Origin of the sequence: Mesorhizobium kowhaii (genome assembly GCF_003253745.1) — a bacterium.
GTDB lineage: Bacteria > Pseudomonadota > Alphaproteobacteria > Rhizobiales > Rhizobiaceae > Mesorhizobium > Mesorhizobium kowhaii.
The window spans coordinates 21,646-47,137 of sequence record NZ_MZXV01000043.1 but is presented as its reverse complement, the minus strand read 5'-3'; the positions used below and the strand labels follow the sequence as shown (position 1 = coordinate 47,137).

28 protein-coding genes are annotated in these 25,492 nt (G+C 62.9%); 16 read left to right on the top strand and 12 right to left on the bottom strand.

All coding sequences use genetic code 11. The annotated features are described in order from the left end of the window. Positions 1-83 precede the first annotated feature (83 nt). The 4 genes from B5V02_RS20915 to B5V02_RS20900 all read right to left on the bottom strand — a co-directional run bounded on the left by B5V02_RS20915 (position 84) and on the right by B5V02_RS20900 (position 2,956). The gene (locus B5V02_RS20915; protein ID WP_111546015.1) at positions 84-344 is read right to left on the bottom strand and encodes an AbrB/MazE/SpoVT family DNA-binding domain-containing protein; all 261 of its coding nucleotides are present in this window, start codon (positions 342-344) and stop codon (positions 84-86) included. Between the two features lie 87 nt (positions 345-431). Next, positions 432-1,844 (bottom strand): metalloprotease TldD, encoded by a 1,413-nt coding sequence (gene tldD, locus B5V02_RS20910; protein WP_111546014.1) that lies wholly within the window; start codon positions 1,842-1,844, stop codon positions 432-434. An 85-nt stretch (positions 1,845-1,929) separates the two neighbouring features. Beyond that, positions 1,930-2,421 (bottom strand): GNAT family N-acetyltransferase, encoded by a 492-nt coding sequence (locus B5V02_RS20905; RefSeq protein ID WP_111546013.1) that lies wholly within the window; start codon positions 2,419-2,421, stop codon positions 1,930-1,932. A gap of 10 nt (positions 2,422-2,431) precedes the next feature. Beyond that, positions 2,432-2,956, bottom strand: coding sequence for an invasion associated locus B family protein (locus tag B5V02_RS20900; RefSeq protein WP_111546012.1), 525 nt, complete (start codon positions 2,954-2,956; stop codon positions 2,432-2,434). Positions 2,957-3,322: 366 nt separating this feature from the next. Between B5V02_RS20900 and coxB the strand changes: the two genes are divergently transcribed. The 13 genes from coxB (at position 3,323) to B5V02_RS20835 (ending at position 13,632) form a co-directional block, all read left to right on the top strand. Then, positions 3,323-4,198 carry a cytochrome c oxidase subunit II gene (gene coxB / locus B5V02_RS20895; protein WP_111546011.1) on the top strand — a complete coding sequence of 292 codons (876 nt, stop codon included), beginning with the start codon at positions 3,323-3,325 and terminating at the stop codon, positions 4,196-4,198. A gap of 38 nt (positions 4,199-4,236) precedes the next feature. Next, a complete protein-coding gene (gene ctaD / locus B5V02_RS20890) occupies positions 4,237-5,889 on the top strand; it encodes a cytochrome c oxidase subunit I (RefSeq protein ID WP_111546010.1) in 1,653 nt (550 codons plus the stop codon). A 77-nt stretch (positions 5,890-5,966) separates the two neighbouring features. Next, a complete protein-coding gene (locus B5V02_RS20885) occupies positions 5,967-6,911 on the top strand; it encodes a heme o synthase (protein ID WP_111546009.1) in 945 nt (314 codons plus the stop codon). Beyond that, positions 6,908-7,072, top strand: coding sequence for a hypothetical protein (locus tag B5V02_RS20880; protein WP_167458591.1), 165 nt, complete (start codon positions 6,908-6,910; stop codon positions 7,070-7,072). Before B5V02_RS20885 ends, B5V02_RS20880 begins: the two co-directional genes overlap by 4 nt. A gap of 7 nt (positions 7,073-7,079) precedes the next feature. Continuing rightward, positions 7,080-7,709 (top strand): cytochrome c oxidase assembly protein, encoded by a 630-nt coding sequence (locus tag B5V02_RS20875; RefSeq protein ID WP_111546008.1) that lies wholly within the window; start codon positions 7,080-7,082, stop codon positions 7,707-7,709. 1 nt (position 7,710) lies between these two features. Then, positions 7,711-8,592, top strand: coding sequence for a cytochrome c oxidase subunit 3 (locus tag B5V02_RS20870; RefSeq protein WP_111546007.1), 882 nt, complete (start codon positions 7,711-7,713; stop codon positions 8,590-8,592). 185 nt (positions 8,593-8,777) lie between these two features. Beyond that, positions 8,778-9,269, top strand: coding sequence for a L,D-transpeptidase family protein (locus tag B5V02_RS20865; protein WP_111546020.1), 492 nt, complete (start codon positions 8,778-8,780; stop codon positions 9,267-9,269). A 3-nt stretch (positions 9,270-9,272) separates the two neighbouring features. Then, a complete protein-coding gene (locus B5V02_RS20860) occupies positions 9,273-9,659 on the top strand; it encodes a DUF983 domain-containing protein (protein ID WP_111546006.1) in 387 nt (128 codons plus the stop codon). Further along, positions 9,656-10,411, top strand: a complete 756-nt coding sequence (locus B5V02_RS20855) for an SURF1 family protein (protein WP_167458590.1) — start codon at positions 9,656-9,658, stop codon at positions 10,409-10,411. Before B5V02_RS20860 ends, B5V02_RS20855 begins: the two co-directional genes overlap by 4 nt. A gap of 88 nt (positions 10,412-10,499) precedes the next feature. After that, positions 10,500-11,510, top strand: a complete 1,011-nt coding sequence (gene ispH / locus B5V02_RS20850; RefSeq protein WP_111546004.1) for a 4-hydroxy-3-methylbut-2-enyl diphosphate reductase — start codon at positions 10,500-10,502, stop codon at positions 11,508-11,510. A 5-nt stretch (positions 11,511-11,515) separates the two neighbouring features. After that, complete coding sequence (locus B5V02_RS20845) at positions 11,516-12,478, top strand: homoserine kinase (protein WP_111546003.1); 963 nt, start codon at positions 11,516-11,518, stop codon at positions 12,476-12,478. Next, complete coding sequence (gene rnhA, locus B5V02_RS20840; protein WP_111546002.1) at positions 12,475-13,005, top strand: ribonuclease HI; 531 nt, start codon at positions 12,475-12,477, stop codon at positions 13,003-13,005. The genes B5V02_RS20845 and rnhA overlap by 4 nt, the downstream gene beginning before the upstream one ends. A 42-nt stretch (positions 13,006-13,047) precedes the next feature. After that, positions 13,048-13,632 carry a histidine phosphatase family protein gene (locus B5V02_RS20835; protein ID WP_111546001.1) on the top strand — a complete coding sequence of 195 codons (585 nt, stop codon included), beginning with the start codon at positions 13,048-13,050 and terminating at the stop codon, positions 13,630-13,632. A 3-nt stretch (positions 13,633-13,635) separates the two neighbouring features. On the opposite strand, the gene B5V02_RS20830 is transcribed toward B5V02_RS20835, so the two are convergent. The 3 genes from B5V02_RS20830 to B5V02_RS20820 form a co-directional block, all read right to left on the bottom strand. Continuing rightward, a complete protein-coding gene (locus B5V02_RS20830; RefSeq protein ID WP_111546000.1) occupies positions 13,636-14,112 on the bottom strand; it encodes a DUF2938 domain-containing protein in 477 nt (158 codons plus the stop codon). Positions 14,113-14,183: 71 nt separating this feature from the next. After that, a complete protein-coding gene (locus B5V02_RS20825; RefSeq protein WP_111545999.1) occupies positions 14,184-14,666 on the bottom strand; it encodes a peroxiredoxin in 483 nt (160 codons plus the stop codon). An 82-nt stretch (positions 14,667-14,748) separates the two neighbouring features. Beyond that, positions 14,749-15,555: a protein-disulfide reductase DsbD domain-containing protein gene (locus tag B5V02_RS20820; protein WP_111546019.1), complete on the bottom strand. Its 807-nt coding sequence runs from the start codon at positions 15,553-15,555 to the stop codon at positions 14,749-14,751. A 170-nt stretch (positions 15,556-15,725) separates the two neighbouring features. Between B5V02_RS20820 and B5V02_RS20815 the strand changes: the two genes are divergently transcribed. After that, positions 15,726-16,334, top strand: a complete 609-nt coding sequence (locus B5V02_RS20815; RefSeq protein WP_091576862.1) for a YqgE/AlgH family protein — start codon at positions 15,726-15,728, stop codon at positions 16,332-16,334. An 18-nt stretch (positions 16,335-16,352) separates the two neighbouring features. Here B5V02_RS20815 and B5V02_RS20810 read toward each other — a convergent pair whose 3' ends face one another. Genes B5V02_RS20810 through thrC form a run of 4 tightly spaced genes read right to left on the bottom strand, consistent with a single transcriptional unit; the run spans position 16,353 to position 22,560 of the window. Next, positions 16,353-19,241: an EAL domain-containing protein gene (locus B5V02_RS20810; RefSeq protein ID WP_111545998.1), complete on the bottom strand. Its 2,889-nt coding sequence runs from the start codon at positions 19,239-19,241 to the stop codon at positions 16,353-16,355. Between the two features lie 3 nt (positions 19,242-19,244). Beyond that, a complete protein-coding gene (locus B5V02_RS20805; RefSeq protein WP_111545997.1) occupies positions 19,245-19,841 on the bottom strand; it encodes a GNAT family N-acetyltransferase in 597 nt (198 codons plus the stop codon). Positions 19,842-19,855: 14 nt separating this feature from the next. Next, positions 19,856-21,148, bottom strand: a complete 1,293-nt coding sequence (locus B5V02_RS20800; protein ID WP_111545996.1) for a M16 family metallopeptidase — start codon at positions 21,146-21,148, stop codon at positions 19,856-19,858. A gap of 14 nt (positions 21,149-21,162) precedes the next feature. Further along, positions 21,163-22,560: a threonine synthase gene (gene thrC, locus B5V02_RS20795; RefSeq protein WP_111545995.1), complete on the bottom strand. Its 1,398-nt coding sequence runs from the start codon at positions 22,558-22,560 to the stop codon at positions 21,163-21,165. A gap of 129 nt (positions 22,561-22,689) precedes the next feature. Between thrC and B5V02_RS20790 the strand changes: the two genes are divergently transcribed. Then, the gene (locus tag B5V02_RS20790) at positions 22,690-23,397 is read left to right on the top strand and encodes a hypothetical protein (protein ID WP_111545994.1); all 708 of its coding nucleotides are present in this window, start codon (positions 22,690-22,692) and stop codon (positions 23,395-23,397) included. Positions 23,398-23,439: 42 nt separating this feature from the next. On the opposite strand, the gene B5V02_RS20785 is transcribed toward B5V02_RS20790, so the two are convergent. Continuing rightward, on the bottom strand, positions 23,440-24,129 hold the full coding sequence (locus B5V02_RS20785; RefSeq protein ID WP_111545993.1) for an HAD family hydrolase: 690 nt from the start codon (positions 24,127-24,129) through the stop codon (positions 23,440-23,442). Positions 24,130-24,306: 177 nt separating this feature from the next. Between B5V02_RS20785 and B5V02_RS20780 the strand changes: the two genes are divergently transcribed. Further along, positions 24,307-25,440 carry a site-specific DNA-methyltransferase gene (locus tag B5V02_RS20780; protein WP_111545992.1) on the top strand — a complete coding sequence of 378 codons (1,134 nt, stop codon included), beginning with the start codon at positions 24,307-24,309 and terminating at the stop codon, positions 25,438-25,440. The last annotated feature ends 52 nt before the right edge of the window (positions 25,441-25,492 follow it).

Genomic DNA, 25,492 nt, shown 5'->3' with positions numbered 1-25,492 from the left:
TGCCAGACGAACAGTCGAGACCGTCTGCGAAGCCATCGGTCAGATCCTCGGCACCGTCACTTCAACCGAATGCAGAAATTACTTCACCGAGGCCGGGTATGTACCAACCTAAATTCATCCCGCTCTAGTGTCTTCGGCTTGCCGCTGTGTGGCAGAGAGGCAAATACGTCTTCTGGCCGCGTCTCGGCAAAGGCCGGCGCCAGTTTCAAAAGGACGCCCTCCGACGTGTCCTCGACCTGTAGGCGTGTTCCGGCCCCCCATTCTCTCCGTTTCCGGATCGCGCTGGGCAGGATGACCTGTCCCTTGGTCGAGACGGTCGTTGTGAGCTTTTCTGGAGCAGCCATAGCAGTTTGGCTCCGATGTAAGACAACTGTAAGATAACTGGAGATTGCGCCGACTTCAAGACCATGAAGGCTCGATCGGCCGACCAGTCAAACCCGCGTGCCGCCCACCGTCATCTGGTTCATGCGCAAATGCGGCTGGCCGACGCCGACCGGCACGCCCTGTCCCGCCTTGCCGCACATGCCGATGCCGGTATCGAGCTTCATGTCGTTGCCGATCATGGAAACGCGGTGCATGGCATCCGGCCCGTTGCCGATCAGCATGGCGCCCTTGATCGGGTGCGTCACCTTGCCGTTCTCGATCATGTAGGCCTCGGTGCAGCCGAACACGAATTTGCCCGAGGTGATGTCAACCTGGCCACCGCCGAAGGACACGGCATAGATACCGTTCTTGACCGAGGCGATGATTTCGTCCGGTTCCATGTCGCCCGCCGTCATAAAGGTGTTGGTCATGCGCGGCATCGGCTGGTGGGCATAGCCTTCGCGCCGACCGTTGCCGGTGGCCTTCATGCCCATCAGCCGGGCATTCTGGCGATCCTGCATGTAGCCGACCAGTTTGCCGTCCTCGATCAGCACGTTGCGGGCTGTAGGTGTCCCTTCATCATCGACGGTCAGCGAACCGCGCCGCTCCGGCATGGTGCCGTCGTCGACGACAGTCACTCCCTTGGCGGCGACCTGCTGGCCCAGCAGGCCGGCGAAGGCCGAGGTCTTCTTGCGGTTGAAGTCACCTTCGAGCCCATGGCCGACGGCCTCGTGTAGCATGACGCCCGGCCAGCCGCTGGAGAGCACGATGTCGAAAGTGCCGGCCGGCGCTGGTATGGCCTCAAGATTGACCAGCGCTTGCCTCAGCGCCTCCTTGGCCGCGTGCCTCCAGCTGTCCTCGACAAGGAAGTCGCCGAAGGCCTTGCGTCCGCCCATGCCGTACGACCCGCTCTCCTGGCGGTCGCCATCGCCGACGACGACCGAAACGCTGACCCTGACCAAGGGGCGGATGTCGCGCACCACCTGGCCATCGGCGCGCACGATCTCGACATGTTGCCAGGATGAGGTCAGCGAGGCCGAAACCTGGCGCACGCGCGGATCCTCGGCGCGCAGCCAGGCGTCGATTTCCTGCAGGAGCTTTGCCTTGGCCTCGAAGGAGGGCGAGGGGATCGGATTCTCGTCGCCATAGAGACGGCGGTTGGTACGGGCGGGCGCTGCGGCCAGCGTGCCGGAATAGCCGCCCTTGACGGTTGAAACGGCGTCGGCGGCGCGCAGCAGCGAAGCCTCGGACAAATCGCTGGAATGGGCATAGCCGCTGGCTTCGCCGGCCACGGCACGAAGGCCAAACCCCTGGTCGGTGTTGAAGTTGGCGGTCTTCAGCCGGCCGTTGTCGAACATCAGCGCTTCGCTCTCGCTGTATTCGAGGAACAGTTCGCCGTCGTCGGCGCCGTTGATGGTGTTGGCGACGATCTGCTTGATGCGATCGTCTGAAATGTCGAATTGGCCGATCAGGCTGTTCATGGCGCGGGCCCTTCAATAAGCGGTTTTACCGGATGTAGGCGCCAGGGCGCCGTTCGGCAATCCTCACGATGGAACACGGCGGATCCTATGTCAGGCGGCGCGCCATCACGATTTCGTCGATCTCCCGGCCCTCATGAAGAAAGCCTGCAGGTATGCAGCCAATTTCGTGAAAGCCTTCGCGTTGATAAAATCGTATGGCGGCTGGATTTTCCGCGCTTACAGCCAGCTCGACCTGCCTTATGCCCGATGCGCGGGCATGATCGAGCAGCAGATTGAGCATCGCGACGGCGTGTCCGCCGCCACGCTCGCTGTCGCGCAAATAGACCATGATGATGGTGGCGCGGTGCGCCATCTTGCTGCCCTGCTGCCGCATCAGGCCCATCATGCCGACAGGCTCCTCGCCCCGGAAGCTGACGACGACCGGGTTGGTTGTCAGGCGCCGACGCCACTCCTCGTCAGGGAGACTTTCCCAATCCGATGCGCTGCTGGCGAAGGCTTCGGGAGCAGCGCGCAAGGCCTCCAGGCGAATTCGCTTGAAGATCTCGAAATCGTCCGGATCGAGCAGTTTCAAGGCCAAACAGTCAGGCTCAGGGCAGGGCGGCGAAACCGTCGGCGAAACCCTTGAGGTCGACGGGGATGCCGATGCCTTCTTCCGGGGTCTGGAAGACGATAAAGGTGGCCGACGTACCGGTCTTCAGCGTGTCGAGCAGAGGCTTTTCGAGAATGACTTCGGCATAGCAGCCGTCCTGGAAGCAGCGCACGAAATAGGCGCGGCCGATATCCTTGCCGTCGACATTGAGGCCGAGCCCGTTGGGCAAAAGCACGCCAAGCGGCGCCAGCACGCGCAGGATCTCCGCCTTGTTGTCGGCGGTGCGCAGCACGACCACCGACAGCCCCATCTCCGGGCGGTCCTCGGCGACGACGTTCTGCATCATCACGCATTGCTCGGAGCTGGCGCCGGCCGGTGTGTCGCAGATGATCGACCACGCGCCATGCGTCGAGCGAACGGTGCCGCTCGGTTGCGCGGCATTGGCCGTGCCGTACAGGCCCATCGCGGACAAGGCGGCGAGAAAGATGACCTTCGCCAAGGTTCTCGAAAGCCAAGAGTTCATGACGGCTCCATTGCGAATCACGGCACTTTAAGCCGCGCCAAAGCCAAGTAAAGGACGAGACCGCAACCGGTCTGCCCCGAAAAAGCCAATACGGCGCTTTTCCCTGCCAATTTCGCCCGAATTGCGACGTTGGTACGCCCGGCCCGCAGGAATGTGGCCATTGGCCGAACATATGCGATTCGGGACCGTTGCCGTTGCCTTCAAAGGCACATCCGGGCTTGCGCGCAAAAATGCCGCACGGTTTCGCCCGCTCCTTTCTTGCGGAGGGAAAAAGAGTATGGTTTGAACCACCTTGAGACTGTCGGGATTCCCGTCCCGGCATTGTTCGATATTCTCGTGGGCACAGCCGCGAGGAACTGGGAGACGATGAGGGCGATGAGAAAATTCCTAGCAGGCGCAATTGCCGCTGCCACGTTTTTCGCCGGCGCATCCGCCCATGCCGATCAGCCCAGGGATTGGCAGACCGGCTTCCAGGCGCCGGCGACCGATATGATGCGGCAGATCGAGTGGTTCGGGAACTACACGCTCTGGTTCATCATCCCGATCACCGCCCTGGTGCTGTTTCTTCTCGCCTACTGCATCATCAAATTCCGCGCGAGCGTGAACCCGGTCCCGTCAAAGACCAGCCACAACACGCTGATCGAGGTGATCTGGACCGTCGGCCCGGTCGTCATCCTGCTCTGCATCGCCATTCCTTCGTTCCAGCTGCTGACCGCGCAATACACGCCGCCGGAAGACGCAAAGCTGACCGTCAAGGCGACCGGCAACCAGTGGAACTGGGACTACGAATACCAGACCGAGAACACGATTTCCTTCAATTCCGCGATCCTGCAGGACGCCGACCGGGCAGCTGCCGGCAAGGAAGATCGCAAGGTCTATCCGCGCCTGCTCGCCGTCGACAACGAGATGGTTGTGCCGGTCAACACCATGACCCGCGTCCTGGTGACGGCAACGGACGTGATCCACTCCTTCGCCATGCCGGCGTTCGGCATCAAGATGGACGCGGTTCCCGGTCGCACCAACGAGACCTGGTTCAAGGCCGAAAAGGAAGGCCTCTACTACGGCCAGTGCTCGCAGCTCTGCGGCAAGGATCACGCTTTCATGCCGATCGCCATCCGCGTCGTCTCCGACGCACAATTCAAAAGCTGGCTGGCGGAGGCCAAAACCAACCTGCCCGGCGCCAACAAGGCGCTGATGGCTGAGGTCGACGGCCAGAACAAGGTAGCGGCCGCCGGCAACTGATGCCGCGGCCAATAAGAGATCAGGGAACGGAGCGGAACATGGCAGGCGCTGCAGCTCACGACGACCACGACCACAAGCCGTATCACGGCTGGGTCCGGTGGGTGTATTCCACCAACCACAAGGACATCGGCACGCTTTATCTGATCTTTGCGATCTTCGCCGGCATCGTCGGCGGTGCCTTGTCGGTCGCCATCCGCATGGAGCTGCAAGAGCCGGGGATCCAGATTTTCAGTGGCCTCGCGCAGATGGTCTACGGCATGAACGGTGATGCCGCGATCGACGGCGGCAAGAGCATGTACAACGCCTTCGCCACCGCGCACGCGCTGATCATGATCTTCTTCATGGTCATGCCGGCCCTGATCGGCGGTTTCGCCAACTGGATGGTGCCGATCATGATCGGTGCGCCTGACATGGCCTTCCCGCGCATGAACAACATCTCGTTCTGGCTGCTGCCGCCGGCCTTCCTGCTTTTGATCGCCTCGGCCTTCATGCCGAGCGCGCCCGGCGCCTATGGCGTCGGCGGCGGCTGGACGCTTTATCCGCCGCTGTCGACTTCGGGTCAGCCCGGGCCGGCGATGGATCTGGCGATCCTGTCGATCCACATTGCCGGCGCCTCGTCGATCCTTGGCGCCATCAACTTCATCACCACCATCTTCAACATGCGCGCGCCGGGCATGACGATGCACAAGATGCCGCTGTTCGCCTGGTCGGTGCTGGTCACCGCCTTCCTGCTGCTGTTGTCGCTCCCGGTGCTTGCCGGCGGCATCACCATGCTCTTGACCGACCGCAACTTCGGCACGACCTTCTTCGCGCCCGATGGCGGCGGCGATCCGATCCTGTTCCAGCACCTGTTCTGGTTCTTCGGTCACCCGGAAGTCTACATCCTGATCCTGCCGGGCTTCGGCATCATCAGCCACATCGTCTCGACCTTCTCGAAGAAACCGGTGTTCGGCTACCTTGGTATGGCCTACGCGATGGTCGCCATCGGCGCGGTCGGTTTCATCGTCTGGGCCCACCACATGTACACGACCGGCCTGTCGCTCGACACGCAGCGCTACTTCGTCTTCGCCACGATGGTCATCGCCGTGCCGACGGGCGTGAAGATCTTCTCCTGGATCGCCACGATGTGGGGCGGATCGATTTCGCTGAAGCCGCCGATGCTGTGGGCTTTGGGTTTCATCTTCCTGTTCACGATTGGCGGCGTCACTGGCGTCCAGCTGGCCAATGCAGGTCTCGACCGCTCGCTGCACGACACCTATTTCGTGATCGCGCACTTCCACTACGTGCTGTCGCTGGGCGCGGTCTTCGCCATCTTCGCCGGCTGGTACTACTGGTTCCCGAAGATGACCGGCTACATGTATTCCTTCGCCATCGCCAACACCCATTTCTGGGTCACCTTCGTCGGCGTCAACCTGATCTTCTTCCCGCAGCATTTCCTCGGCCTTGCCGGCATGCCGCGCCGCACCATCGACTATCCCGACGCGTTTGCCGGCTGGAACATGGTGTCGTCCTACGGCTCGTATATCTCGGCCGTCGGTGTCGCGATCTTCCTTTACGGTGTGTTTGAGGCTTTCCAGAAGAAGCGGGTCGCCGGCGCCAATCCGTGGGGCGAAGGCGCCACGACACTGGAATGGCAGCTGCCTTCGCCGCCGCCGTTCCACCAGTGGGAGCAACTGCCGAAGATCAAGTAAGGCGGCAGCCTCCTTGGAATCGAAACCGCCGGCCCGCCGGCGGTTTTGGCCAAACGGAATGATGGACTTGAGTACGCATGGCCCTAGTCGACGAAACCAGCATTGACGAAGCGGGCTTCCGCATGTCGGAAGCGACGGCGGGCGATTTCTTCGCCCTGCTGAAGCCGCGCGTCATGTCGCTGGTGGTATTCACGGCCTTCGTCGGACTGGTCGCAGCCCCGGTGACCATCAATCCGTTGCTTGCGGTGATCGCCATCCTGTCGATTGCCATCGGCGCCGGGGCCTCCGGCGCGCTCAACATGTGGTATGACGCCGACATCGACGCGGTGATGACGCGCACCGCCTCTCGTCCGGTGCCGGCCGGCCGCATCCGGCCGGGCGAAGCGCTGAGTTTCGGGCTGGTGCTGTCGGTGTTGTCGGTGATGACGCTGGGCGTGCTGGTCAACTGGCTGTCGGCGACGCTGCTGGCCTTCACCATCTTCTTCTATGCCGTCGTCTATACGATGTGGCTGAAGCGCTGGACGCCGCAGAACATCGTCATCGGCGGCGCCGCCGGCGCCATTCCGCCGGTCATCGGCTGGGCCGCGGTAACCGGAAGCGTCAGCCTGGAAAGCTTTGTCCTGTTCCTGATCATCTTCCTGTGGACACCGCCGCATTTCTGGGCGCTGGCGCTGTTCAAGTCCGAGGACTATGCCCGCGCCGGCATTCCGATGATGCCGAATGTCGCCGGCCAGGCTTCGACCCGCCGCCAGATCTTTGCCTACGCGCTGCTGCTGGCGCCAGTCGGCGTGCTGCCATGGATCCTGGGCTACACCACGCCGGTCTATGGCGTCGCCGCCATGCTGCTTGGGTTGGGTTTTGTCTGGTACGCGTGGAAAGTGCTTGGCATGGCCGACGATGACCGCGTGATGAAGCCGGCCAAGGCCTTGTTCGCCTATTCGCTGCTCTACCTCTTCGCCATCTTCGCCGCCTATCTCGCCGACAGCGTCGTCGAGCGCGCTCTTGCCATGGGTGGTGCATGACCATGATCGAAGAAAAGCTCGAGCTGATCACGCTGACCGAGCGGCAGAGGAAAGCCAGGCGCAATCGTTCTGTCGCCATCGGCCTGGCGCTGGCGGTGCTGGTGATCATTTTCTACATCGCGACGATCGTGAAATTCGGTCATCACCCCGGCTCGATGTGAGGACGCGATGAGCCAGGACACGGTGACCGCCAGCAGGAAGAACACCAACCGCGTCGTCGCGTTTGTCTGCCTTGCCTTCTTCGGCGGCATGATTGGCATGGCCTATGCAGCGGTGCCGCTCTACAAGATGTTCTGCCAGGCGACGGGCTATGGCGGCACCACGCGACGCGCCACACAGCAATATGCCAACCGGGTGCTCGACCGTGACATCGTTGTCCGTTTCGACGCCAACATCGCCGGCGTGCCGTGGGATTTCCAGCCGGTCGATCGTTCGATGACGATGAAGATCGGCGAGACGGTGCAGGCGCACTACCAGGCCACCAACAAGTTCGATCGCCCGGTTACCGGCCGCGCCACCTTCAATGTGCAGCCGGAACTGGCGGGTCCCTACTTCAACAAGGTCGAGTGCTTCTGCTTCACCGATACAACGCTGAAGCCCGGCGAGACGCTGGACATGCCGGTCGTGTTCTATGTGGATCCCGATATCGTGAATGTACCGGAACTGAAGGACGTGAAGACAATCACCCTGTCCTATACGATGTTCCCGGTCGAGAAGAGCAAGCCGGTCGCGTCATCAGTGCCGGTCCAAGGCAGCAGCAAGACAATTTCGAATACCGAAGCAAATCTCGGGGGTTGATATGGCAGACGCGCACGCAAAACCACACCATGACTACCATCTCGTCGACCCGAGCCCATGGCCTTTCCTGGGGTCCATCGGCGCGCTGGTGACCGCGATCGGCGGCGTCTGCCTGATGCAGTATCTCAAGGCCGGCGACTTCCCGATCTTCGGCTTCAACATCGCCAATCCGTGGCTGTTCTTCATCGGCCTGGCGATAGTCCTCTACACCATGTTTGCCTGGTGGTCGGACACGATCAAGGAAGCGCATGAGGGCCATCACACGCGGGTCGTGTCGCTGCACCTGCGCTACGGCATGATCATGTTCATCGCCTCCGAGGTGATGTTCTTCGTCGCCTGGTTCTGGGCCTACTTCGACGCCAGCCTGTTTCCGAGCGAGGCGCAGCAATACGCCCGCACCGCGTTTACCGGCGGTGTCTGGCCGCCGAAGGGCATGGAGGTTCTCGATCCCTTCCACCTGCCGCTCTACAACACCATCATCCTGCTGCTGTCGGGCACCACGGTCACCTGGGCACACCATTCGCTCATCCATGGCGATCGCAAGGGGCTGATCAACGGCCTTGTGCTGACCGTCGGCCTCGGCATGCTGTTCACCATGGTGCAGGCCTACGAGTACATGCATGCTCCGTTCGCCTTCAAGGATTCCATCTACGGCGCCACCTTCTTCATGGCGACCGGCTTCCATGGCTTCCACGTCATCATCGGCACCATCTTCTTGGCTGTCTGCCTGATCAGGGCGATGAAGGGTGATTTCACCCCCAAGCAGCATTTCGGCTTCGAGGCGGCCGCCTGGTATTGGCACTTCGTCGACGTCGTCTGGCTGTTCCTGTTCTCAGCGATCTATGTCTGGGGATCGGTCGGCGCGGTGATCGAAGCCCACTGATTTCGACCTGAGCATGACCCCGAAAAGTGGAATCCGGTTTTCGGAGAAGGTCATGCTCAAAACAAAGAGATAGAGCCCCATCCCGATTCATCGGGATGGAACAGGCTCTAGGGATTTCGAGAAGGCGGCCGCGGCGACGTGGCCGCCTTCTTCATTTCGGCGCAATGATCGCCGATCGATGGCCGATGCGGCTGACTGTTCTCTGTGCCATTTGCGCGTGCATGATCGCGACAGTGCCGGCCCTTGCTGGTGAGAAAGTCGCTCTGGTGCGTGTCGACAAGTCGGACCGGCGGCTGCAGCTGATCGGCGACGGCAAGGTCCTGCAAAGCTACAGCATCACGCTCGGCGGCGATCCGCTTGGGCACAAGCACCAGGAGGGCGATCAACGCACGCCCGAGGGGCGCTATGTCCTCGACTGGCGCAACCCGAACAGCATCGCCCACAAGTCGATCCACATCTCCTATCCCAATGCCGACGATCTGGCGGCCGCGAAGGCACGCAATGTCGATGCGGGCGGCATGATCATGATCCACGGCCAGCCAAACGGTTTCGGCTGGTGGGGCTGGCTGCTACAATTGGTCGACTGGACCGACGGCTGTATTGCGGTTACGGACTCCGACATGGACGAAATCTGGGCAATGGTGGCCGATGGGACACCGATCGAGATCGAGCGGTAAGCAATGAGCGACGACAAGGCGATCTGGCCGCCAATCGAGCCGATCTCGGCCGGCCTGCATGGCCGCTGCCCGCGCTGCGGCGAGGGGCGGCTGTTTTCCGGCTTCCTCACCGTCGGCAAGCGCTGCACCAATTGCGGCCTCGACTATTCCTACGCCGATGCCGGCGACGGACCGGCGGTCTTCGTCATCCTGATCATCGGTTTCATCATCGTCGGCCTGGCGCTCTGGGTTGAGGTGACGTTGAGCCCGCCGCTCTGGCTGCATCTGCTGCTCTGGATCCCGCTGGCTGTCGTGCTGTGCCTGACGGCGCTCCGGCTGATCAAGGGCGTGCTGCTGACGCTGCAATACCGCAACAAGGCGGCCGAGGGCCGGCTGGATCGCGGCGAATGAGCGAGGCATCCATTAGAGCTGGTGGCCGCTCGCGGCCACGGACGGCATTGCTGCTTGGCCTTGGCCTGGTGTTGCTGCTGATCCTGCTGGCGCTTGGCACCTGGCAGGTCCAGCGCCTGCACTGGAAGGAAGGCCTTCTGCAGACGATCGACCAACGCACCCACTCAGTGCCGCGGCCGCTCGCCGAGGTTGAAAGAGAATTCGCTTCGACCGGAGACGTCGACTATACGCCGGTGACCGTCAGCGGCACCTTCCTGCATTCCGGCGAACGGCATTTCTATGCCACCTGGGAAGGCGAAGCCGGCTTCAACGTCTACACGCCGCTGGCCCTCGACGATGGCCGCTTCGTCCTGATCAATCGCGGCTTCGTGCCCTACGATCTCAAGGATGCCGCCAAGCGCGCGAAGGGGCAGGTGACCGGCGAGGTGACGGTCACCGGCCTCGCCCGCAACCCGCTGCTGGCAAAACCGTCGATGATGCTTCCCGACAATGACGTGGCGAAGAACATCTTCTACTGGAAGGACCGCGACGCGATGGCGGCGAGCGCCGGGCTGCCAGCGGGCGCCACGCTGGTGCCGATCTTCATCGACGCCGACAAGACGCCGAACCCGGGCGGATTGCCGGTCGGCGGCGTCACCATCATCGACCTGCCGAACAGCCATCTGCAATATGCGATGACCTGGTATGGCCTTGCCGCCGCACTCGCCGCCGTGCTCATCCTGCGGCTTCGCCGTCCCGCGAAAGACGAATGAAGGCGATCGACGCCCCCCTTTCTACCGATGCACTTGACAGGGCAGGGGTAGGCACCTCATTTCGGCTTTGATCAACCGGCCAGGATTCATGCTTCAGACAACCACCAAGCCTCCCCTGACGATCCGGCTCTGCCAGCCGCGTGGTTTTTGCGCCGGCGTCGACCGCGCCATCCAGATCGTCGTGCTGGCGCTGAAGAAATATGGCGCGCCGGTCTACGTCCGCCATGAGATCGTGCACAACCGCTACGTCGTCGAGGGACTGCAAAGCCTAGGCGCCGTCTTCATCGAAGAGCTCTCAGAGATCCCCGCTGAACATCGGCAGTCGCCGGTCGTGTTCTCGGCGCATGGCGTGCCGAAGTCGGTGCCGGCGGACGCGCAGGCGCGCAACCTCTTCTATCTCGACGCCACGTGCCCGCTGGTGTCGAAGGTCCACAAGCAGGCGATGCGCCATCAGCGGCTTGGCCGCCATGTGCTGCTGATCGGCCATGCCGGACACCCCGAGGTGATCGGCACCATGGGCCAGCTGCCGGACGGCGCGGTGACGCTGATAGAGACCGAGGCCGACGCCGCGAAGCTTGCGCCTGCCGATCCGCAGGCGCTCGGCTTCGTTACCCAGACCACGTTGTCGGTCGAGGACACCGCCGGCATCATCCGCGCCTTGCAGGATCGCTTTCCGCAATTGCATGCCCCGGCGGCGGAATCGATCTGCTACGCCACCACCAACCGCCAGGAGGCGGTCAAGGAAACCGCGGCCGGCGCTGATCTCTATCTGATCGTCGGCGCGCCCAATTCCTCCAATTCGCGGCGCCTTGTCGAAGTGGCGGAGCGTGCCGGCGCCTCGATGTCGCTTCTCGTACAGCGCGCCGCCGAGATTCCGTGGAATGACATCGCCGGCATCTCGACGCTCGGCCTGTCGGCAGGGGCGTCGGCGCCGGAGATCATCGTCGACGAGATCATCGACGCGTTCCGGCAACGCTTCGATGTCACGATCGACCTGGCCATCACGGCCACGGAAACGGAGGATTTTCCGGTCATGCGGGTACTGCGCGATGTCGAACTGACGCGAGCCGACATGGCTTTCGTCAATGGAGCCGCGTAAGGCACATGGCGGTCTACACCGACGTTGCCGAAGGCGAACTCGGCGCATTCCTGAAGCACTATCCGGTCGGCGATCTCCTGTCCTACAAGGGCATCGCCGAAGGCACCGAGAACTCGAACTTCCTGCTGCACACCTCCAGCGGCGCCTACATCCTGACGCTCTATGAAAAGCGCGTCGAGAAGGCGGATCTGCCGTTTTTCCTCGGGCTGATGGGCCATCTCGCCAAAAAAGGCGTTTCCTGCCCGCTGCCGGTGACCGCGCATGACGGCAGCGTCATCGGCACGCTCGCGGGCCGGCCGGCGGTCATCATCACCTTCCTCGAAGGGCTCTCGCTGCGGCGGCCGACATCAACGCATTGCGGCGAGGTCGGCAAGGCCTTGGCGGCCCTGCATCTGGCCGGAGCCGACTTTTCGATGACGCGTCCGAATGCGCTCGCCATCGATGGCTGGCGCAAGCTTTGGAACGCCGCCCGCGACCGCGCCGACGAGGTTGAGCCGGGCCTGGCGGCCGAGGTCGATGCCGACTTCGCCGACTTCGAGCGGAACTGGCCGAAGGATCTTCCCCAAGGCATCATCCATGCCGATCTTTTCCCGGACAATGTCTTCTTTCTCGGCGAAAAGCTTTCCGGTCTGATCGACTTCTATTTCGCCTGCGACGACCTCTACGCCTATGATGTCGCCACCTGCCTCAACGCCTGGTGCTTCGAGAAGGATTTTTCCTTCAACCTGACCAAGGGCAAGGCATTGCTGGCCGGCTATCAGAGCGTGCGTCCCCTGAGCGACCAGGAAAGGACGGCGCTGCCGATGCTGGCGCGCGGATCGGCGTTGCGCTTCATGCTGACCCGGCTCTACGACTGGTTGACCGTTCCCAATGGCGGGCTGGTGATGAAACGCGACCCGACCGAATATATCCGCAGGATGCGATTCCATCGGGCGATCAGGTCTCCTTCGGAATATGGATTGGCATGAGCAAACAGGTTGAGATCTTCACCGACGGCGCCTGTTCGGGCAATCCCGGCCCTGGCGGCTGGGGCGCGATCCTGCGCTTCAACGGCACCACCAAGGAGCTTTCCGGCGGCGAGGCGGAGACGACCAACAACCGCATGGAGCTGCTCGCTGCCATCTCGGCGCTGAATGCGTTGAAGGAACCCTGCACGGTCGACCTGCACACCGACAGCAAATACGTCATGGATGGCATTTCCAAGTGGATCCACGGCTGGAAGAAGAACGGCTGGAAGACCGCCGACAAGAAGCCGGTCAAGAATGGCGAACTCTGGCAGGCGCTGGATGAGGCCAACAGGCGCCACAAGGTGACCTGGAACTGGGTCAAGGGCCACGCCGGCCATGCCGAGAACGAACGTGCCGACGAACTCGCGCGCGAAGGCATGGCGCCGTTCAAGAAAGGCCCGGTCAAGCCGGCTGCACCGCCGAAGCCAGTTGCGCAGGCAAAACAGCCGGCGGTGGCAAAGGCGCGACGCTCGACCCAGAGTTACTGAGTTCCGGGAGCGTGGCTCGATCTCAGGCGGGGAATCTCGATCGTGCCGATCCTCCACTATGTCACCCATCCCCAGGTTCAGGTCGATGCCAACATTCCCGTGCCGGAGTGGGGGCTGTCCGACATCGGACGAGCGAGAGCGGTTGCGATGCTCGATCAGCCCTGGGTTGGGTCGATCCGGCGTATCGTATCGTCGGCTGAACGCAAGGCGATGGAAACCGCCGAAATCCTCGCAACGCATCTCGGCCTTGCCATCGAGGTGAGGGCTCGGACGCATGAGAATGACCGATCGGCAACGGGCTTTTTGCCGCCGCCGGAGTTCGAAGCGGTCGCCGACCAGTTCTTCGCCAACCCTCATGACAGCATTCGCGGATGGGAGCGGGCCATCGATGCCCAGCATCGTATCGTGAGCGAGGTCGACGCTGTGCTCGGCACCGCTGACGCCGACGACATTGCTTTCGTGGGCCATGGCGGCGTGGGAACGCTCCTGCTGCTGTCTCTCGGCGGCCGAAAGATCAGCCGCGAAGCCGATCAGCCGGCGGGCGGCGGCAATCACTTCGCGTATGACATCGACACACGCCGCGTTGTCCACGGCTGGCAGCCGATCGACAGGCCGGTGCGGTCGTAGTGCTTAGCGGATCAGCAGTGCCGTGCCGTAGAGCCCGAGCGCGAAGACCGTGTGCGACACCAGGTTGAGGGCGCGGATCTGCATCGGGTTGGGGCGCTTCGAGGCGGCCCAGCCGGCGCCCATGCCCGGCGCCAGCAGGAACCAGCCGGCGACGACGGTGACGATGCCGAGGATGAAGGCCGGCAGGAAGGTCGGCGCCGCCAGCCAGGCCGCTCCCGCCAGCGCGACCAGGATGATGCCGTAGACGATGCCGACAAAATAGTGAAAGGCCCAGCCCAGCGCCACTTCATGCGCGTACGGCTTTGCATCGCCGATATCGTCATGAAAGACCTTGTCGCGGAGATGCCAGACCCAACGCCCGACAGGCCCCCAGTTCGGCCGGGGTTGGCCAAACGCCTTGTGCAGGAAAAAGGCCCAGATATCCATGAGAACGGTGGCGCCGATGCCGATCGCGATAGTGCGCCAGAAGATGTCAGACATCGTCGCGGTCCCCCCAAAAGCGGTCGGGCGGGGCGACCTTGCGGTCCCTGGCCCGACGCTGTCGCCGAGATTCAGAGCTGTCCCAGAATATGAGCCGCGCCGGACTCGTCGACACCGGGCTTGGTCTCGACATTGAGCGCGGTGACCTTGCCGTCCTCGACGATCATCGAAAACCGCTTCGAGCGCAGTCCCATGCCGCCCGCGGAAAGGTCGTTATCGAGGCCGACTGCCTTGGCGAAATCCCCACTGCCGTCGGCGAGATAGAGGATCTTGCCCTCGCCGCCAGTGAAGCGCGCCCAGGCGCCCATGACGTGGACATCGTTGACCGAAACGACGGCGATGGTATCGACGCCGCGTGCCAGGATGGCGTCATGGTTTTCGAGATAGCCTGGCAGATGGTTGTTGCTGCAGGTCGGCGTGAAGGCACCTGGAACGCCAAACAGCACGACCTTCTTTCCCGAGAAGACCTCGGCTGACGTGATCGCCTTCGCGCCATCTGCGGTCATCGTCTTGAAGGTCGCGTCAGGCAGTTTGTCGCCAACGGAAATGGTCATGAGTTCCTCGCTTGGGGAATGGGGAAGGACGTATCCTTGCCTAGCGAACTCAGCGGCCTCCTGCAACCGCCGAGCAGCGGCATCAGGGAAAAGGCAGAACCCCTTCGACTGCGCCGGTCGAACTGGTCAGCGTATAGTGAAGCCCGCCATCCGTGGGCGTCGTCGAAGGGCGGTCCAGGATCGGCACGGTGAAGATCAGCTTGCCGTCCTTTTCGCTGCGGGCAGGGCTGCCGAACATGTAATCCCGCTCGCCGGCGACAAAGAAATCCGCCGCCTCCGCATCGCCGGGAAAGCTAGCCTCGACAACCAGAGTCTCGTGGTCGCCCGGCAGCACGTTGATGCCGAAATCGGACCTTGCGGGTGTGGGCAACGCCGCGAAACTCGCCTTCACCAGCGCCGTGTCTTCGGCATTGTCCGGGTCGGAGCCGGGATCGACGGTCAGCCGCGTCTGCACCGGAATGCAGATCGTTTCGCAAATACCGAGAAAAATGTCAGCGTCGATGACGGCTGGATCTTTCGCCGCCGACAGGGTGAACACGACCGGCAGCGAAACCGGATAGTCGTAGCCTGCCCATTTGCCATAGCCGTCGTCATGACGCTGTGGTGCCGGGAAGGAAAGCTGGGCGTCGGCGATGTTCGTGCTGCCTGAAATGTCGAGCTGCGGCGGCACGCCAGCGTCGCCCGGATCACGCCAGTAGGTCTTCCAGCCGGGCTTGAGCGCTATGTCGAGAACGCCCTGGATGCGGCCGGCGGCATCGGCTTTGCCGCTCGTCACCAGCCGGACCTTGCCGCCTTCGCTGTTGTACCACGACGATGAAGAGGCGGCGGCGGGAAGAGCGGTTGCCGATCCGATGGCAGCGCCGAGCAGCAGGATTTTCAAGCTTTGCATGGCGGTGATTTGATAGTCCGTTCGTGGCCGCGCAATGGTTTCATGGCCATTGCCGGTATCATATTTGCGTGACCTCGAGGGAGGAATGCTTGGCCCGGTCGCATAGGCTTTGGTCGAATCACGCACAGTGCATCTTTTCGACGCTTTGGAAACGCGTTACCTTCGCCGTCATGGACTTGTTGCGCCACAAGAAGACAGCCGCCAGCCGCGGCTTTCTCGACGATCAGTTCCTGATTGCCATGCCCGGCATGAAGGACGACCGCTTCACGCGCTCGGTCATCTACGTCTGCGCGCACAGCGACGAAGGCGCCATGGGGCTGATCATCAACCAGACACAGCAGATGCTGTTTCCGGACCTGCTCGTGCAACTGGGCATCATGAACGAACAGGAAGCGATCCGCTTGCCGGCGCAGGCCCGCGATTTCGTCGTGCGCAATGGCGGGCCCGTTGATCGCAGCCGGGGCTTTGTCCTGCATTCGGGCGACTACCGGGTGGAATCGTCGCTGACCGTTTCGGACGACATCTGCCTGACCGCGACCGTCGACATATTGCGCGCCATTTCGTCTGGCCGTGGCCCGCGTCACGCGCTGATGGCGCTCGGCTATTCGGGCTGGGGCGCCGGCCAGCTGGAAACCGAGATCGCCGAGAATGGCTGGCTGACTTGCCCGGCCAACGCCGAGCTTCTGTTCGACACCGACATCGAGCGCAAATACGACCGGATCCTTGCCTCGATCGGCATCGATCTCGCCCATCTCAGCCTCGCTGCCGGGCACGCCTGAACCTCATCACAAAGGCTCTCAGGCTTGCGTCAGCGGGTACTGCTCTTTCAGCGTCTTCAGCACCTGGTCGCCCGGCATCGGTGCGCCGAACATGAAGCTCTGCACATATTCGCAGCCCATCTGGCGCAGTTCCAGCGCATCGCTTTCGTCCGAAATGCCCTCGGCGACCACAGACAGGCCGAGTTCATGCGCCATGTTGACCATGGATTTGAGCAGCACCGCGCGTTTGGGCGTGTTGTCGTCGACGAAGCTCTTGTCGATCTTGATGGTGTCGAAGGGGAAACGCGTCAGATAGGCCAGTGAGGAATAGCCGGTGCCGAAATCGTCCAGCGACAGGCCGATGCCGAGCTGCTTTAGCTTGGTGAGCACATGGGCGGTCTGCTCGGGATTGTCCATCACCAGCGATTCGGTGAGTTCGAGCCGGAAGCAGCGCGGCTTCAGATTGGCGCGTGCGATGACCGAGCGGACGTCGCTGACCAGATCGCGACGGATGAGCTGGCGGCTGGACAGGTTGACCGAGACCGACAGCGGCGCGTCGCCGATCTGCTTCTGCCATCCGGCGAGGTCTTCGGCCGCCTGCTGCATGGCGAACAGGCCGAGCTGCACGATAAGCCCGCAGCTTTCGGCGACCGGGATGAAGTCCGCAGGTGGAATCATGCCGCGGCGCGGATGATCCCAGCGCAAAAGGGCCTCGAAGCCGGCGACGCTGCCATCCTCCAGCCGCACGATCGGCTGGTAGGCGAGCGTGAATTCGCGCCGTTCGATGGCGCGGCGCAGGTCGGATTCGAACTGCAGCCTGTCGGTGCCGACGGTGCGGAAGGCCGGACGGAACGGCTCGATCCTGTCGCCGCCGAAGCGCTTGGCCTGATGCATCGCAAGCTCGGCATCCTTGACCATGTCCTCGGCCGACATCTGCGGCGAATTCCAGGTGATCAGTCCGATCGACGCGGTGAGCACGATCTCGCGCTTGGCGAAGGTGATCGGGTTGTTGATGGCATGCTTGATGGCATCGGCGACCGCGGCGATGCGGGCCGGGTCCTGTTCGGACAACAGCATCAGCGCGAACTGGTCGCCGGCAAAGCGCGACAGCGAATCCTTCGGCTTGAGCAGCCTGTGCAGGCGGCGTGCAATGGTCAAAAGGATGGTGTCGCCGGCCGAGATGCCGAGCCCGTCATTGACCTGCTTGAAACGGTCGATGTCGATGACGAAGACGGTCGGGCGCACTTTTTCTTCGGTGCGGGCGATCGAGATGATCGCTTCCAGCCGGTTCATCAAAAGCTCGCGGTTGGGCAGGCCCGTCAGATTGTCGTGCACGGCGTCGTGCAGCAGCCGCTCTTCGGACTTCTTCTGCTCGGTCACGTCGACCATGGTGCCGACGCAGCGGATGACTTCGCCGTCCGATCCGATCACCGGGCGCGCGCGCAGCGAGAACCAGTGATAGTGGCCGTCGGCGCCGCGCAGGCGAAAGTTCTGTGACACCCGGCCGCGCCGGTGTTCCAGCACCACGTCGAGTGTCGTGCGGAAGGTATCGCGGTCGTCGGCATGCAGCACCGGAAGCCAGTTGCGCGCGGCACCGCCCAGGCTGTTGGGCGCCAGGCCGAGCTGGATGCTGACATCGGGCTTGGTGACGACGCGGTCGCGGAGCACGTCCCAGTCCCACACTGTGTCGCCCGATCCGGCCACCGCCAGCGCCTGCCGTTCGAGGTCGGAGAACAGGCCCTGATGTAGCGCCCCGCCGGCAAAGGCGTGCTGCATGACAGTGAAGCCGATCAGAAGGATGATCAGGATCAGCCCGCCGCCCAACGCGGGCTGGGCGATGTCGTTGTCGAGCATGCCGGTGATCGCCATCCACGACCCGCATAGCCACAACAGCACCATGACCCAACTGGGCACCAGCATGATGGCGCGGTCGTAGCCGCGTATGCCGAGGAAGATGATCAGGCCGAGCCCGGTCAGCGCGGTGGCGGCGAAGGACAACCTGGCGATGCCGGCGGCGACCGCCGGATCGACGATGGCGACACCGGCGATCAGCACCAGTCCAAGGATCCAGACCAGCGCGCCGTAGCTGAAATGGCCGTGCCATCGGTTGAGATTGAGATAGGCGAACAGGAACACCACGAAGGTTCCCGCCAGCGCCACCTCCGTTCCCGCTCGCCACATCTGCTCGTTGCCGGGTGAGATCTCGATGATCTTGTTGAGGAAGCCAAAATCGACGCAGATATAGGCTAGCACCGCCCAGGCAAGTGCCGCGGTCGCCGGGAACATCGAGGTTCCCTTGACCACGAAAAGGATGGTCAGGAACAGCGCCAGCAAGCCGGCGATGCCAATGACGATGCCGCGAAACAGCGTGTAGGAATTGACCGAGTCCTTGTAGGATTCCGGATCCCACAGATAGACTTGCGGCAGCTTCGGCGAGGCCAGTTCGGCGATGAAGGTGATCACCGTGCCCGGGTTCAGCGTCACCCGGAACACGTCGGCGTCGGGGCTGGTCTGGCGGTCGAGCGCGAAGCCTTCGCTGGGCGTGATGGCGGCGATGCGCGTCGAACCGAGATCGGGCCAGAAGATGCCGGAATTCACCAGCCGGAAATGCGGCGCGACGATCAGCCTGTCGAGCTGCTGGTCGGTGGTGTTGGCTAGCGCAAACACGGCCCAGTCGCCGGTCGAGCGCGCATCGTTGGCCTCGACCTCGATGCGCCGCACGATGCCGTCCGGTCCGGGAGCGGTCGACACCTGGAAATTCTCGCCCTGGTTGCGGTAGATCTCGACGGCGCCGGAAAGGTCGAGCGCGACGTCGTCGCGGGCAATCTTGATCGGCTCGACGGCGAAGGCCGATGATGCCGCGCACAGCGTCAGGATTGTCGCGAGGACAAAGGCGAACAGCGGCCCGTTTCGCAGGAAATTCGTCAAAAATCAGTCCTTCGTTCCAACGCCCGGCGGATCGTCCGCGATCCGGGCGTAGAGGTAGTGGTCCTGCCAGATGCCGTTGATCCTGAGATAGGATCGCAGAAGTCCTTCGCGCCGGAATCCGGCTTTTTCAAGCACGCGGATCGACCGGGCGTTGTCGGGAATACAGGCCGCTTCGATCCGGTGCAACCGCAGCGTATCGAAGGCGAAGCGCGCCACCACCTTGACCGCGTCGGTCATCAGGCCGCGACCACCAAAGCGCTCGCCGATCCAATAGCCGACATGGCCGCTTTGCGAGACGCCATGGCGTATGTTGCCGAGCGTGATGCCGCCTGCCAGCTTGCCGCTGCTCTTTTCGAAGATGAAGAAGGCGATCGCGGTTCCCTGCGCATAGTCTTCGCGGTAGCGGCTGATGCGCAGCCGCCACGCGGCGCGGTCGAGTTCATCGGGCGTCCAGCGTGGCTCCCATGGTTCGAGGAAGGCACGGCTTTCGCCACGCACCGTCGCCCATTCGCGGTAATCATTCGTGAAGGGCACGCGCAACGTGACGCGGTCGCCCTTCAGCGCCGGTAGATCGCGGCGAAAGAAAGGGAGCGCGAACACGACGCTTCGGGGGGCTAGACGGCGAGCTTGCGGGCCGTGGTCTGCGTGCCCGCAAGCGAATCGAGGATCGCCTCGTATGGCGCCAGCGTACCCACAGGCCCGACAGCTGTAAGCGTCGGCTTGGTCGAGAACAGCCGTGACGACAGGTCGGTCAGCCGCTCGATCGTGAGCGCCGACAGCCGTTCCATCAGTTCCTCCTTGGCGATCGGCCGGCCGAACAGAAGCAGCTGCCGTGCGATCTGCGAGGCGCGGCTGGCCGGGCTTTCGGCGGACATGATCAGCCCGGCGCGATATTGGGCGCGGGCCCGGTCGAGTTCTTCCTGGAGGATGTTCTCGCCGGCCTTCTGCAGTTCGTCGATGATGACGGGCACCAGTTCGGCGATGTCGCTCTGGCCGGTCGCGGCATGGACGCCGAAGACGCCGGTGTCGGAAAAACCCCAGTGGAAGGCATAGACCGAATAGCACAGGCCGCGCTTTTCACGGACTTCCTGGAAAAGACGCGACGACATGCCGCCGCCGAGGATCATCGACAGCACCTGCGAGGCATAGAAGTCGCGCACATGATAGGCGCGGCCCTCGAAGCCCAGCACGATCTGCGCGTCCATCAGGTCGCGATCCTCGCGGAAGTCGCCGCCGACATATTGCGCATATTGCGGGATGGTGCTGTCGGCCTTGCTGCGGAAGCCGCCGAGTTGCTTTTCGACCTCGCGCACGAAATTGTCGTGCTTGATGTCGCCGGCAGCGACGATCACCATGCGCTCGGCGCCGTATTGCCGTTCGATGAAATCGTGCAGCTGCTTCGAGGTGAAGGATTTGACGGTTTCCGGCGTGCCCAGGATCGAGCGGCCGATCGTCTGGTGGCGGAAGGCCGTCTCGGTGAAACGGTCGAAGACGATGTCGTCGGGCGTGTCATGCGCGGCGCCGATCTCCTGCAGGATCACATGCTGCTCGCGTTCGAGCTCCTGCGGATCGAACTCGGACTCCTGCAGGATGTCGGCAAGAATGTCGACGGCCAGCGGCACGTCGTCGGAGAGCACCCTGGCATAGTAGGAGGTGGTCTCGACGCTGGTGGCGGCGTTGATCTCGCCGCCGACGTCCTCGATTTCCGAGGCGATTTCGAAGGCGGTTCGCCTTTTCGTGCCCTTGAACGCCATGTGTTCGAGCAGATGGGCCATGCCATGCTCTTCATCACGTTCATTGCGGGCACCTGACTTGACCCAGGCACCAAGGGCAACCGATTCGATGCTTTGAAGGGTTTCGGTGGCGACTGTCAGGCCGTTCGACAGACGGCTTACCTCAACACCCATATGGCTACTACTCCCTAACGCGCCGCCCGCGCGCGGCGGCCGACGTAATCTTCCACCATTTTCAGGTCGGATGGAAGTACCGTGTATTTTTCCTCTGATGTCATCAACCCACCTAGCCATGCGGGCAGTGCGGGCGAGACGCCGCTGGCAGCTTCGACGGCGGCCGGAAACTTTGCCGGATGGGCGGTGCCAAGCACCACCATCGGCACGGCGCCCGCCGCCTTGCCTACCGCGACATGCACGGCTGCCGCGGTGTGCGGATCGAGCAGGTAGTTGCTGGCCGCGAGCGTCGAGCGGATGGTGGCGGCGACCTCGTCCATCGTCGCGCGGCCGGCATCGAATTCGGACCGCATCCTGGTGATTTGCTGGGTTTCGATGGTGAAAGCGCCGGACTGCTTGAGACTGTCCATGTAGCGCCGCACGGTCGCGGCATCACGGTCGGAAGCCTCGAACAGCAAGCGTTCGAAATTCGACGACACCTGGATATCCATCGACGGCGAGGTGGTCGCAAAGACGCCTTTGGTGCGGTATTCGCCGGTCGCGAAAGTGCGTGCCAGGATGTCGTTGTCGTTGGTGGCGATAACCAGCCGCTCGATCGGCAGGCCCATCTTCTTGGCGGCGTAGCCGGCGAAGATATCGCCGAAATTGCCGGTCGGCACCGTGAAGGAGACCGGCCTGTCCGGCGCGCCCAGCGACAGCGCCGAGGAGAAATAATAGACGATCTGGGCCATGATGCGGGCCCAGTTGATCGAATTGACGCCCGACAGCGCGACCCGGTCGCGAAAGCCGTGATCGTTGAACATGTCCTTGAGCAGGCCCTGGCAATCGTCGAAATTGCCTTCGATCGCCAGTGCATGGACGTTTTGCGCGGTCGATGTCGTCATCTGCCGCTGCTGCACCGGCGAGACGCGGCCATGCGGGAAAAGGATGAAGATGTCGGTGCGGCTGCGCCCGGCAAAGGCATCGATGGCGGCTCCGCCGGTATCGCCTGAGGTGGCGCCGACGATGGTGGCGTGCTGATCGCGTTCGGCAAGCACATGGTCCATCAGCCGGGCCAGAAGCTGCATCGCCACGTCCTTGAAGGCGAGCGTCGGCCCATGGAAAAGTTCCAGGATGAAGGTGTTGGGGCCGGTCTGCACCAGCGGGCAGACGGCCTGATGGCGGAAGGTGGCATAGGCTTCGCGGACCAGGCGTTCGAAGACGGGCGCCGGGATTTCGTCGCCAAGGAACGGCGACAGCACGCGGATGGCAAGGTCGGGATAGGCAAGGCCGCGCATGGCGCGGATCTCGGCTGCGGAAAACTGCGGCCACTCGCGCGGCACATAGAGCCCGCCATCGCGCGCCAGGCCAGCCAGCACGGCATCGGAAAATCCAAGCTCGGGCGCTTCGCCGCGGGTACTCACATATTGCATCGTCACAAATCCATTGCTGCTTGGCTTTTCCGTCCACCGCAAGGTGGTTAATTTCTGCGCTGGCTCAGTCGCATTTTTGCCGCGCGGTTGATATACGTCACCAGCTTTGCGAGAGGGAAGTGCAGTTTCATGGCGTTTCATACATTCAGCGGTCGCTTTTTGGCGGGTCTTGCGCTCACTGGCTTTATGCTTGCCGCCGCCGGCTGCCAATCGGGCGACAATGGCATCCTGAACCTCGGTTTTGGCAAGAAGGATCCGACGGCGCCACCGCCGCCACAGGATCCCAAGGTCCTGGCCAGCCAGTTGCAGGCCTATTGTCCAAAAGTGATGGTGCGCGACGGTACGGCCTTCTTCAACACCTATGCAAACGCCCAGAAGTCCAAGCCGAGGAAAAAGGCCGATGCCGCAGAGGATGCCCAGGCCGCAGCCGACCCGACCCTGGCGCCGCCTGACGATTCGGACAAGATCATCTACCAGGCATCGATCAGCGACGTGACCCGCGACTGCGTCCGCGCCAATGGACAGTTGACGATGAAGATCGCCGTCGCCGGCAAGATCGTGCCGGGGCCGAAGTTTTCTCCGGGCACCATCACCATGCCGATCCGGGTCGCGGTGATGCATGGCACCGATGTTCTCTATTCGCAAATCCACCCGTATCAGGTCCAGGTGACCGATCCCTCGGTCGCTACGCAATTCGTCTTCACCGATTCCAATGTTGTCGTGCCCGAGCCGACGGCGAAGGACTATCAGGCCTATGCGGGCTATGATGAAAACGCGCCGAAGGCGACGACCGACAAGCCGAAGAAGACAAGGAAGAAAGCTGCGGCGATAAACTAAGTCTCGGCGATTATACGAAGCGTGCGTCGCCGCGCACGCCTCTCAGGCATCCGCCGACCACTCCGACAGCGCCGCGATCACGCTTTTCAATTCCGCCCAGCGGCGGATCACCGTCTCGGCGCCGGCCTCCGTGAGTGCGTCGGCATGGCCGGGATAGCTGTGGCCGGCACCGGTGAAGCCGATCACGCGCATGCCGGCCGTCCGGGCGCCATGAACGCCGTGCACGGAATCCTCGATGACGAAAGTGTTCGCCGGGTTGGCGTTTAGTTTTTCCGCCGCAAACAGGAACACGTCCGGGGCCGGCTTGGTCTTCTTGCTTGGTATCTCCAGCGCTGAAAAGATCCGGCCGGCGAAAAACGGCAGCAGATGCACTTTCTCCAGCATGAATTCGATCCGCTCGGAGCGCGAATTCGAGCAGACGCAGTGCGGCACGGTGACCGCGGCGACCGCCTCGCGCGCGCCGTCGATGGCGCGGACGTCGCTGCGCAATTTGCGGTCGACCAGGTCTTCGGCGCGGTCGATCAGTGAGGCCTGGAAGGGAATCTTCGACTTTTCCTCGACCCGCATCAGGATGTCCTTGAAGGTCAGTCCGGCATAGGTCTCGGCAATCTCCTCCGCCGAGATTTCGTATCCGGCCAAGGTTATCAATTCAGCCTCGACCCGCGCGGCGATGATTTCGGAATCGACGAGCACGCCGTCGCAATCGAAGATGACAAGGTCTGGCTGGGGCATGGTGATCCGGACAATGGGAGGATGAAGGGGCCTCGGAAGGCTCAGGCGGCGCGGCATACACCAACGGGGCCAGCTTCGCAAATTCGGAAGTCCGCAGCTTTGGCCTTCACCGAATATTTACGCTGATCGGTAACCATAACAGAGAGTAAAACTGTAACGCGTGCCTTGGGTGTCAGAATGTCAGCCGTGCGTCTTCTCGACGAGCTATCCCACGCTCCCCAGCAATCCGAATGGCTGGACACGATCCTCAAGGGCGACTGCGTCGCCGCGCTCGATCGGCTGCCGGAAAAGTCGATCGACGTCATTTTCGCCGATCCGCCCTACAATCTGCAGCTCGACGGCGACCTGCACCGGCCCGACCAGTCGAAGGTCGACGCCGTCGACGACGACTGGGACCAGTTCGAGAGCTTTGAGGCCTACGACGCCTTCACCCGCGCCTGGCTGTTGGCGGCGCGCCGGGTTCTGAAGCCGAACGGCACCATCTGGGTGATTGGCTCCTATCACAACATCTTCCGGGTCGGCGCCAAGATGCAGGATCTCGGCTTCTGGATCCTCAACGACGTCGTCTGGCGCAAGACCAATCCGATGCCGAACTTCCGTGGCCGCCGGTTCCAGAACGCGCATGAGACGATGATCTGGGCGTCTCGCGACCAGAAGGGCAAGGGCTATACCTTCAACTACGAAGCCATGAAGGCCTCGAACGACGACATCCAGATGCGCTCCGACTGGCTGTTTCCGATCTGCACCGGCGGCGAGCGGCTAAAGAACGACAATGGCGACAAGCTGCATCCGACGCAGAAGCCGGAAGCCTTGCTTGCGCGCATCATGATGGCCTCGACGAAACCGGGCGACATCGTGCTCGACCCGTTCTTCGGCTCCGGCACCACCGGCGCGGTGGCCAAGCGCCTCGGTCGCCATTTCGTCGGCATCGAGCGCGAGCAGGCCTATATCGACGCCGCCAACGAGCGCATCGACGCGGTGCGGCCGCTGGACAGCGCCGACTTGACCGTGCTCACCGGAAAGCGCGCCGAGCCGCGCGTCGCCTTCGTCAGTCTCATCGACACCGGGCTGATGGTTCCGGGCGCCACGCTCTACGACGCCAAGAAGCGCTGGGCGGCCAAGGTGCGCGCCGACGGCACCGTGGCGATCGGCGACAGCGCCGGCTCGATCCACAAGATCGGCGCCGAAGTGCAGGGCCTGGATGCCTGCAACGGCTGGACCTTCTGGCACTATGAGCGCAGCGGCGGCCTGACCCCGATCGACGAGCTTCGCCGCATTGCACGGCTTGGCATGGAGCGGGCAGGGGCCTGAACCCCTGCCAATTGCCGCACATTCCCGTTGATGCAAAGACTCAACAGATCGC

What these genes read in the sequence shown, in the direction of transcription:
- B5V02_RS20915 (WP_111546015.1), bottom strand. Translation starts at nt 344, where the DNA reads ATGGCTGCTCCAGAAAAGCTCACAACGACCGTCTCGACCAAGGGACAG.
- tldD (WP_111546014.1), bottom strand. Translation starts at nt 1,844, where the DNA reads ATGAACAGCCTGATCGGCCAATTCGACATTTCAGACGATCGCATCAAG.
- B5V02_RS20900 (WP_111546012.1), bottom strand. Translation starts at nt 2,956, where the DNA reads ATGAACTCTTGGCTTTCGAGAACCTTGGCGAAGGTCATCTTTCTCGCC.
- coxB (WP_111546011.1), top strand. Translation starts at nt 3,323, where the DNA reads ATGAGGGCGATGAGAAAATTCCTAGCAGGCGCAATTGCCGCTGCCACG.
- ctaD (WP_111546010.1), top strand. Translation starts at nt 4,237, where the DNA reads ATGGCAGGCGCTGCAGCTCACGACGACCACGACCACAAGCCGTATCAC.
- B5V02_RS20885 (WP_111546009.1), top strand. Translation starts at nt 5,967, where the DNA reads ATGGCCCTAGTCGACGAAACCAGCATTGACGAAGCGGGCTTCCGCATG.
- B5V02_RS20880 (WP_167458591.1), top strand. Translation starts at nt 6,908, where the DNA reads ATGACCATGATCGAAGAAAAGCTCGAGCTGATCACGCTGACCGAGCGG.
- B5V02_RS20875 (WP_111546008.1), top strand. Translation starts at nt 7,080, where the DNA reads ATGAGCCAGGACACGGTGACCGCCAGCAGGAAGAACACCAACCGCGTC.
- B5V02_RS20870 (WP_111546007.1), top strand. Translation starts at nt 7,711, where the DNA reads ATGGCAGACGCGCACGCAAAACCACACCATGACTACCATCTCGTCGAC.
- B5V02_RS20865 (WP_111546020.1), top strand. Translation starts at nt 8,778, where the DNA reads ATGCGGCTGACTGTTCTCTGTGCCATTTGCGCGTGCATGATCGCGACA.
- B5V02_RS20860 (WP_111546006.1), top strand. Translation starts at nt 9,273, where the DNA reads ATGAGCGACGACAAGGCGATCTGGCCGCCAATCGAGCCGATCTCGGCC.
- B5V02_RS20855 (WP_167458590.1), top strand. Translation starts at nt 9,656, where the DNA reads ATGAGCGAGGCATCCATTAGAGCTGGTGGCCGCTCGCGGCCACGGACG.
- ispH (WP_111546004.1), top strand. Translation starts at nt 10,500, where the DNA reads ATGCTTCAGACAACCACCAAGCCTCCCCTGACGATCCGGCTCTGCCAG.
- B5V02_RS20845 (WP_111546003.1), top strand. Translation starts at nt 11,516, where the DNA reads ATGGCGGTCTACACCGACGTTGCCGAAGGCGAACTCGGCGCATTCCTG.
- rnhA (WP_111546002.1), top strand. Translation starts at nt 12,475, where the DNA reads ATGAGCAAACAGGTTGAGATCTTCACCGACGGCGCCTGTTCGGGCAAT.
- B5V02_RS20830 (WP_111546000.1), bottom strand. Translation starts at nt 14,112, where the DNA reads ATGTCTGACATCTTCTGGCGCACTATCGCGATCGGCATCGGCGCCACC.
- B5V02_RS20825 (WP_111545999.1), bottom strand. Translation starts at nt 14,666, where the DNA reads ATGACCATTTCCGTTGGCGACAAACTGCCTGACGCGACCTTCAAGACG.
- B5V02_RS20820 (WP_111546019.1), bottom strand. Translation starts at nt 15,555, where the DNA reads ATGCAAAGCTTGAAAATCCTGCTGCTCGGCGCTGCCATCGGATCGGCA.
- B5V02_RS20815 (WP_091576862.1), top strand. Translation starts at nt 15,726, where the DNA reads ATGGACTTGTTGCGCCACAAGAAGACAGCCGCCAGCCGCGGCTTTCTC.
- B5V02_RS20800 (WP_111545996.1), bottom strand. Translation starts at nt 21,148, where the DNA reads ATGGGTGTTGAGGTAAGCCGTCTGTCGAACGGCCTGACAGTCGCCACC.
- thrC (WP_111545995.1), bottom strand. Translation starts at nt 22,560, where the DNA reads ATGCAATATGTGAGTACCCGCGGCGAAGCGCCCGAGCTTGGATTTTCC.
- B5V02_RS20790 (WP_111545994.1), top strand. Translation starts at nt 22,690, where the DNA reads ATGGCGTTTCATACATTCAGCGGTCGCTTTTTGGCGGGTCTTGCGCTC.
- B5V02_RS20785 (WP_111545993.1), bottom strand. Translation starts at nt 24,129, where the DNA reads ATGCCCCAGCCAGACCTTGTCATCTTCGATTGCGACGGCGTGCTCGTC.
- B5V02_RS20780 (WP_111545992.1), top strand. Translation starts at nt 24,307, where the DNA reads ATGTCAGCCGTGCGTCTTCTCGACGAGCTATCCCACGCTCCCCAGCAA.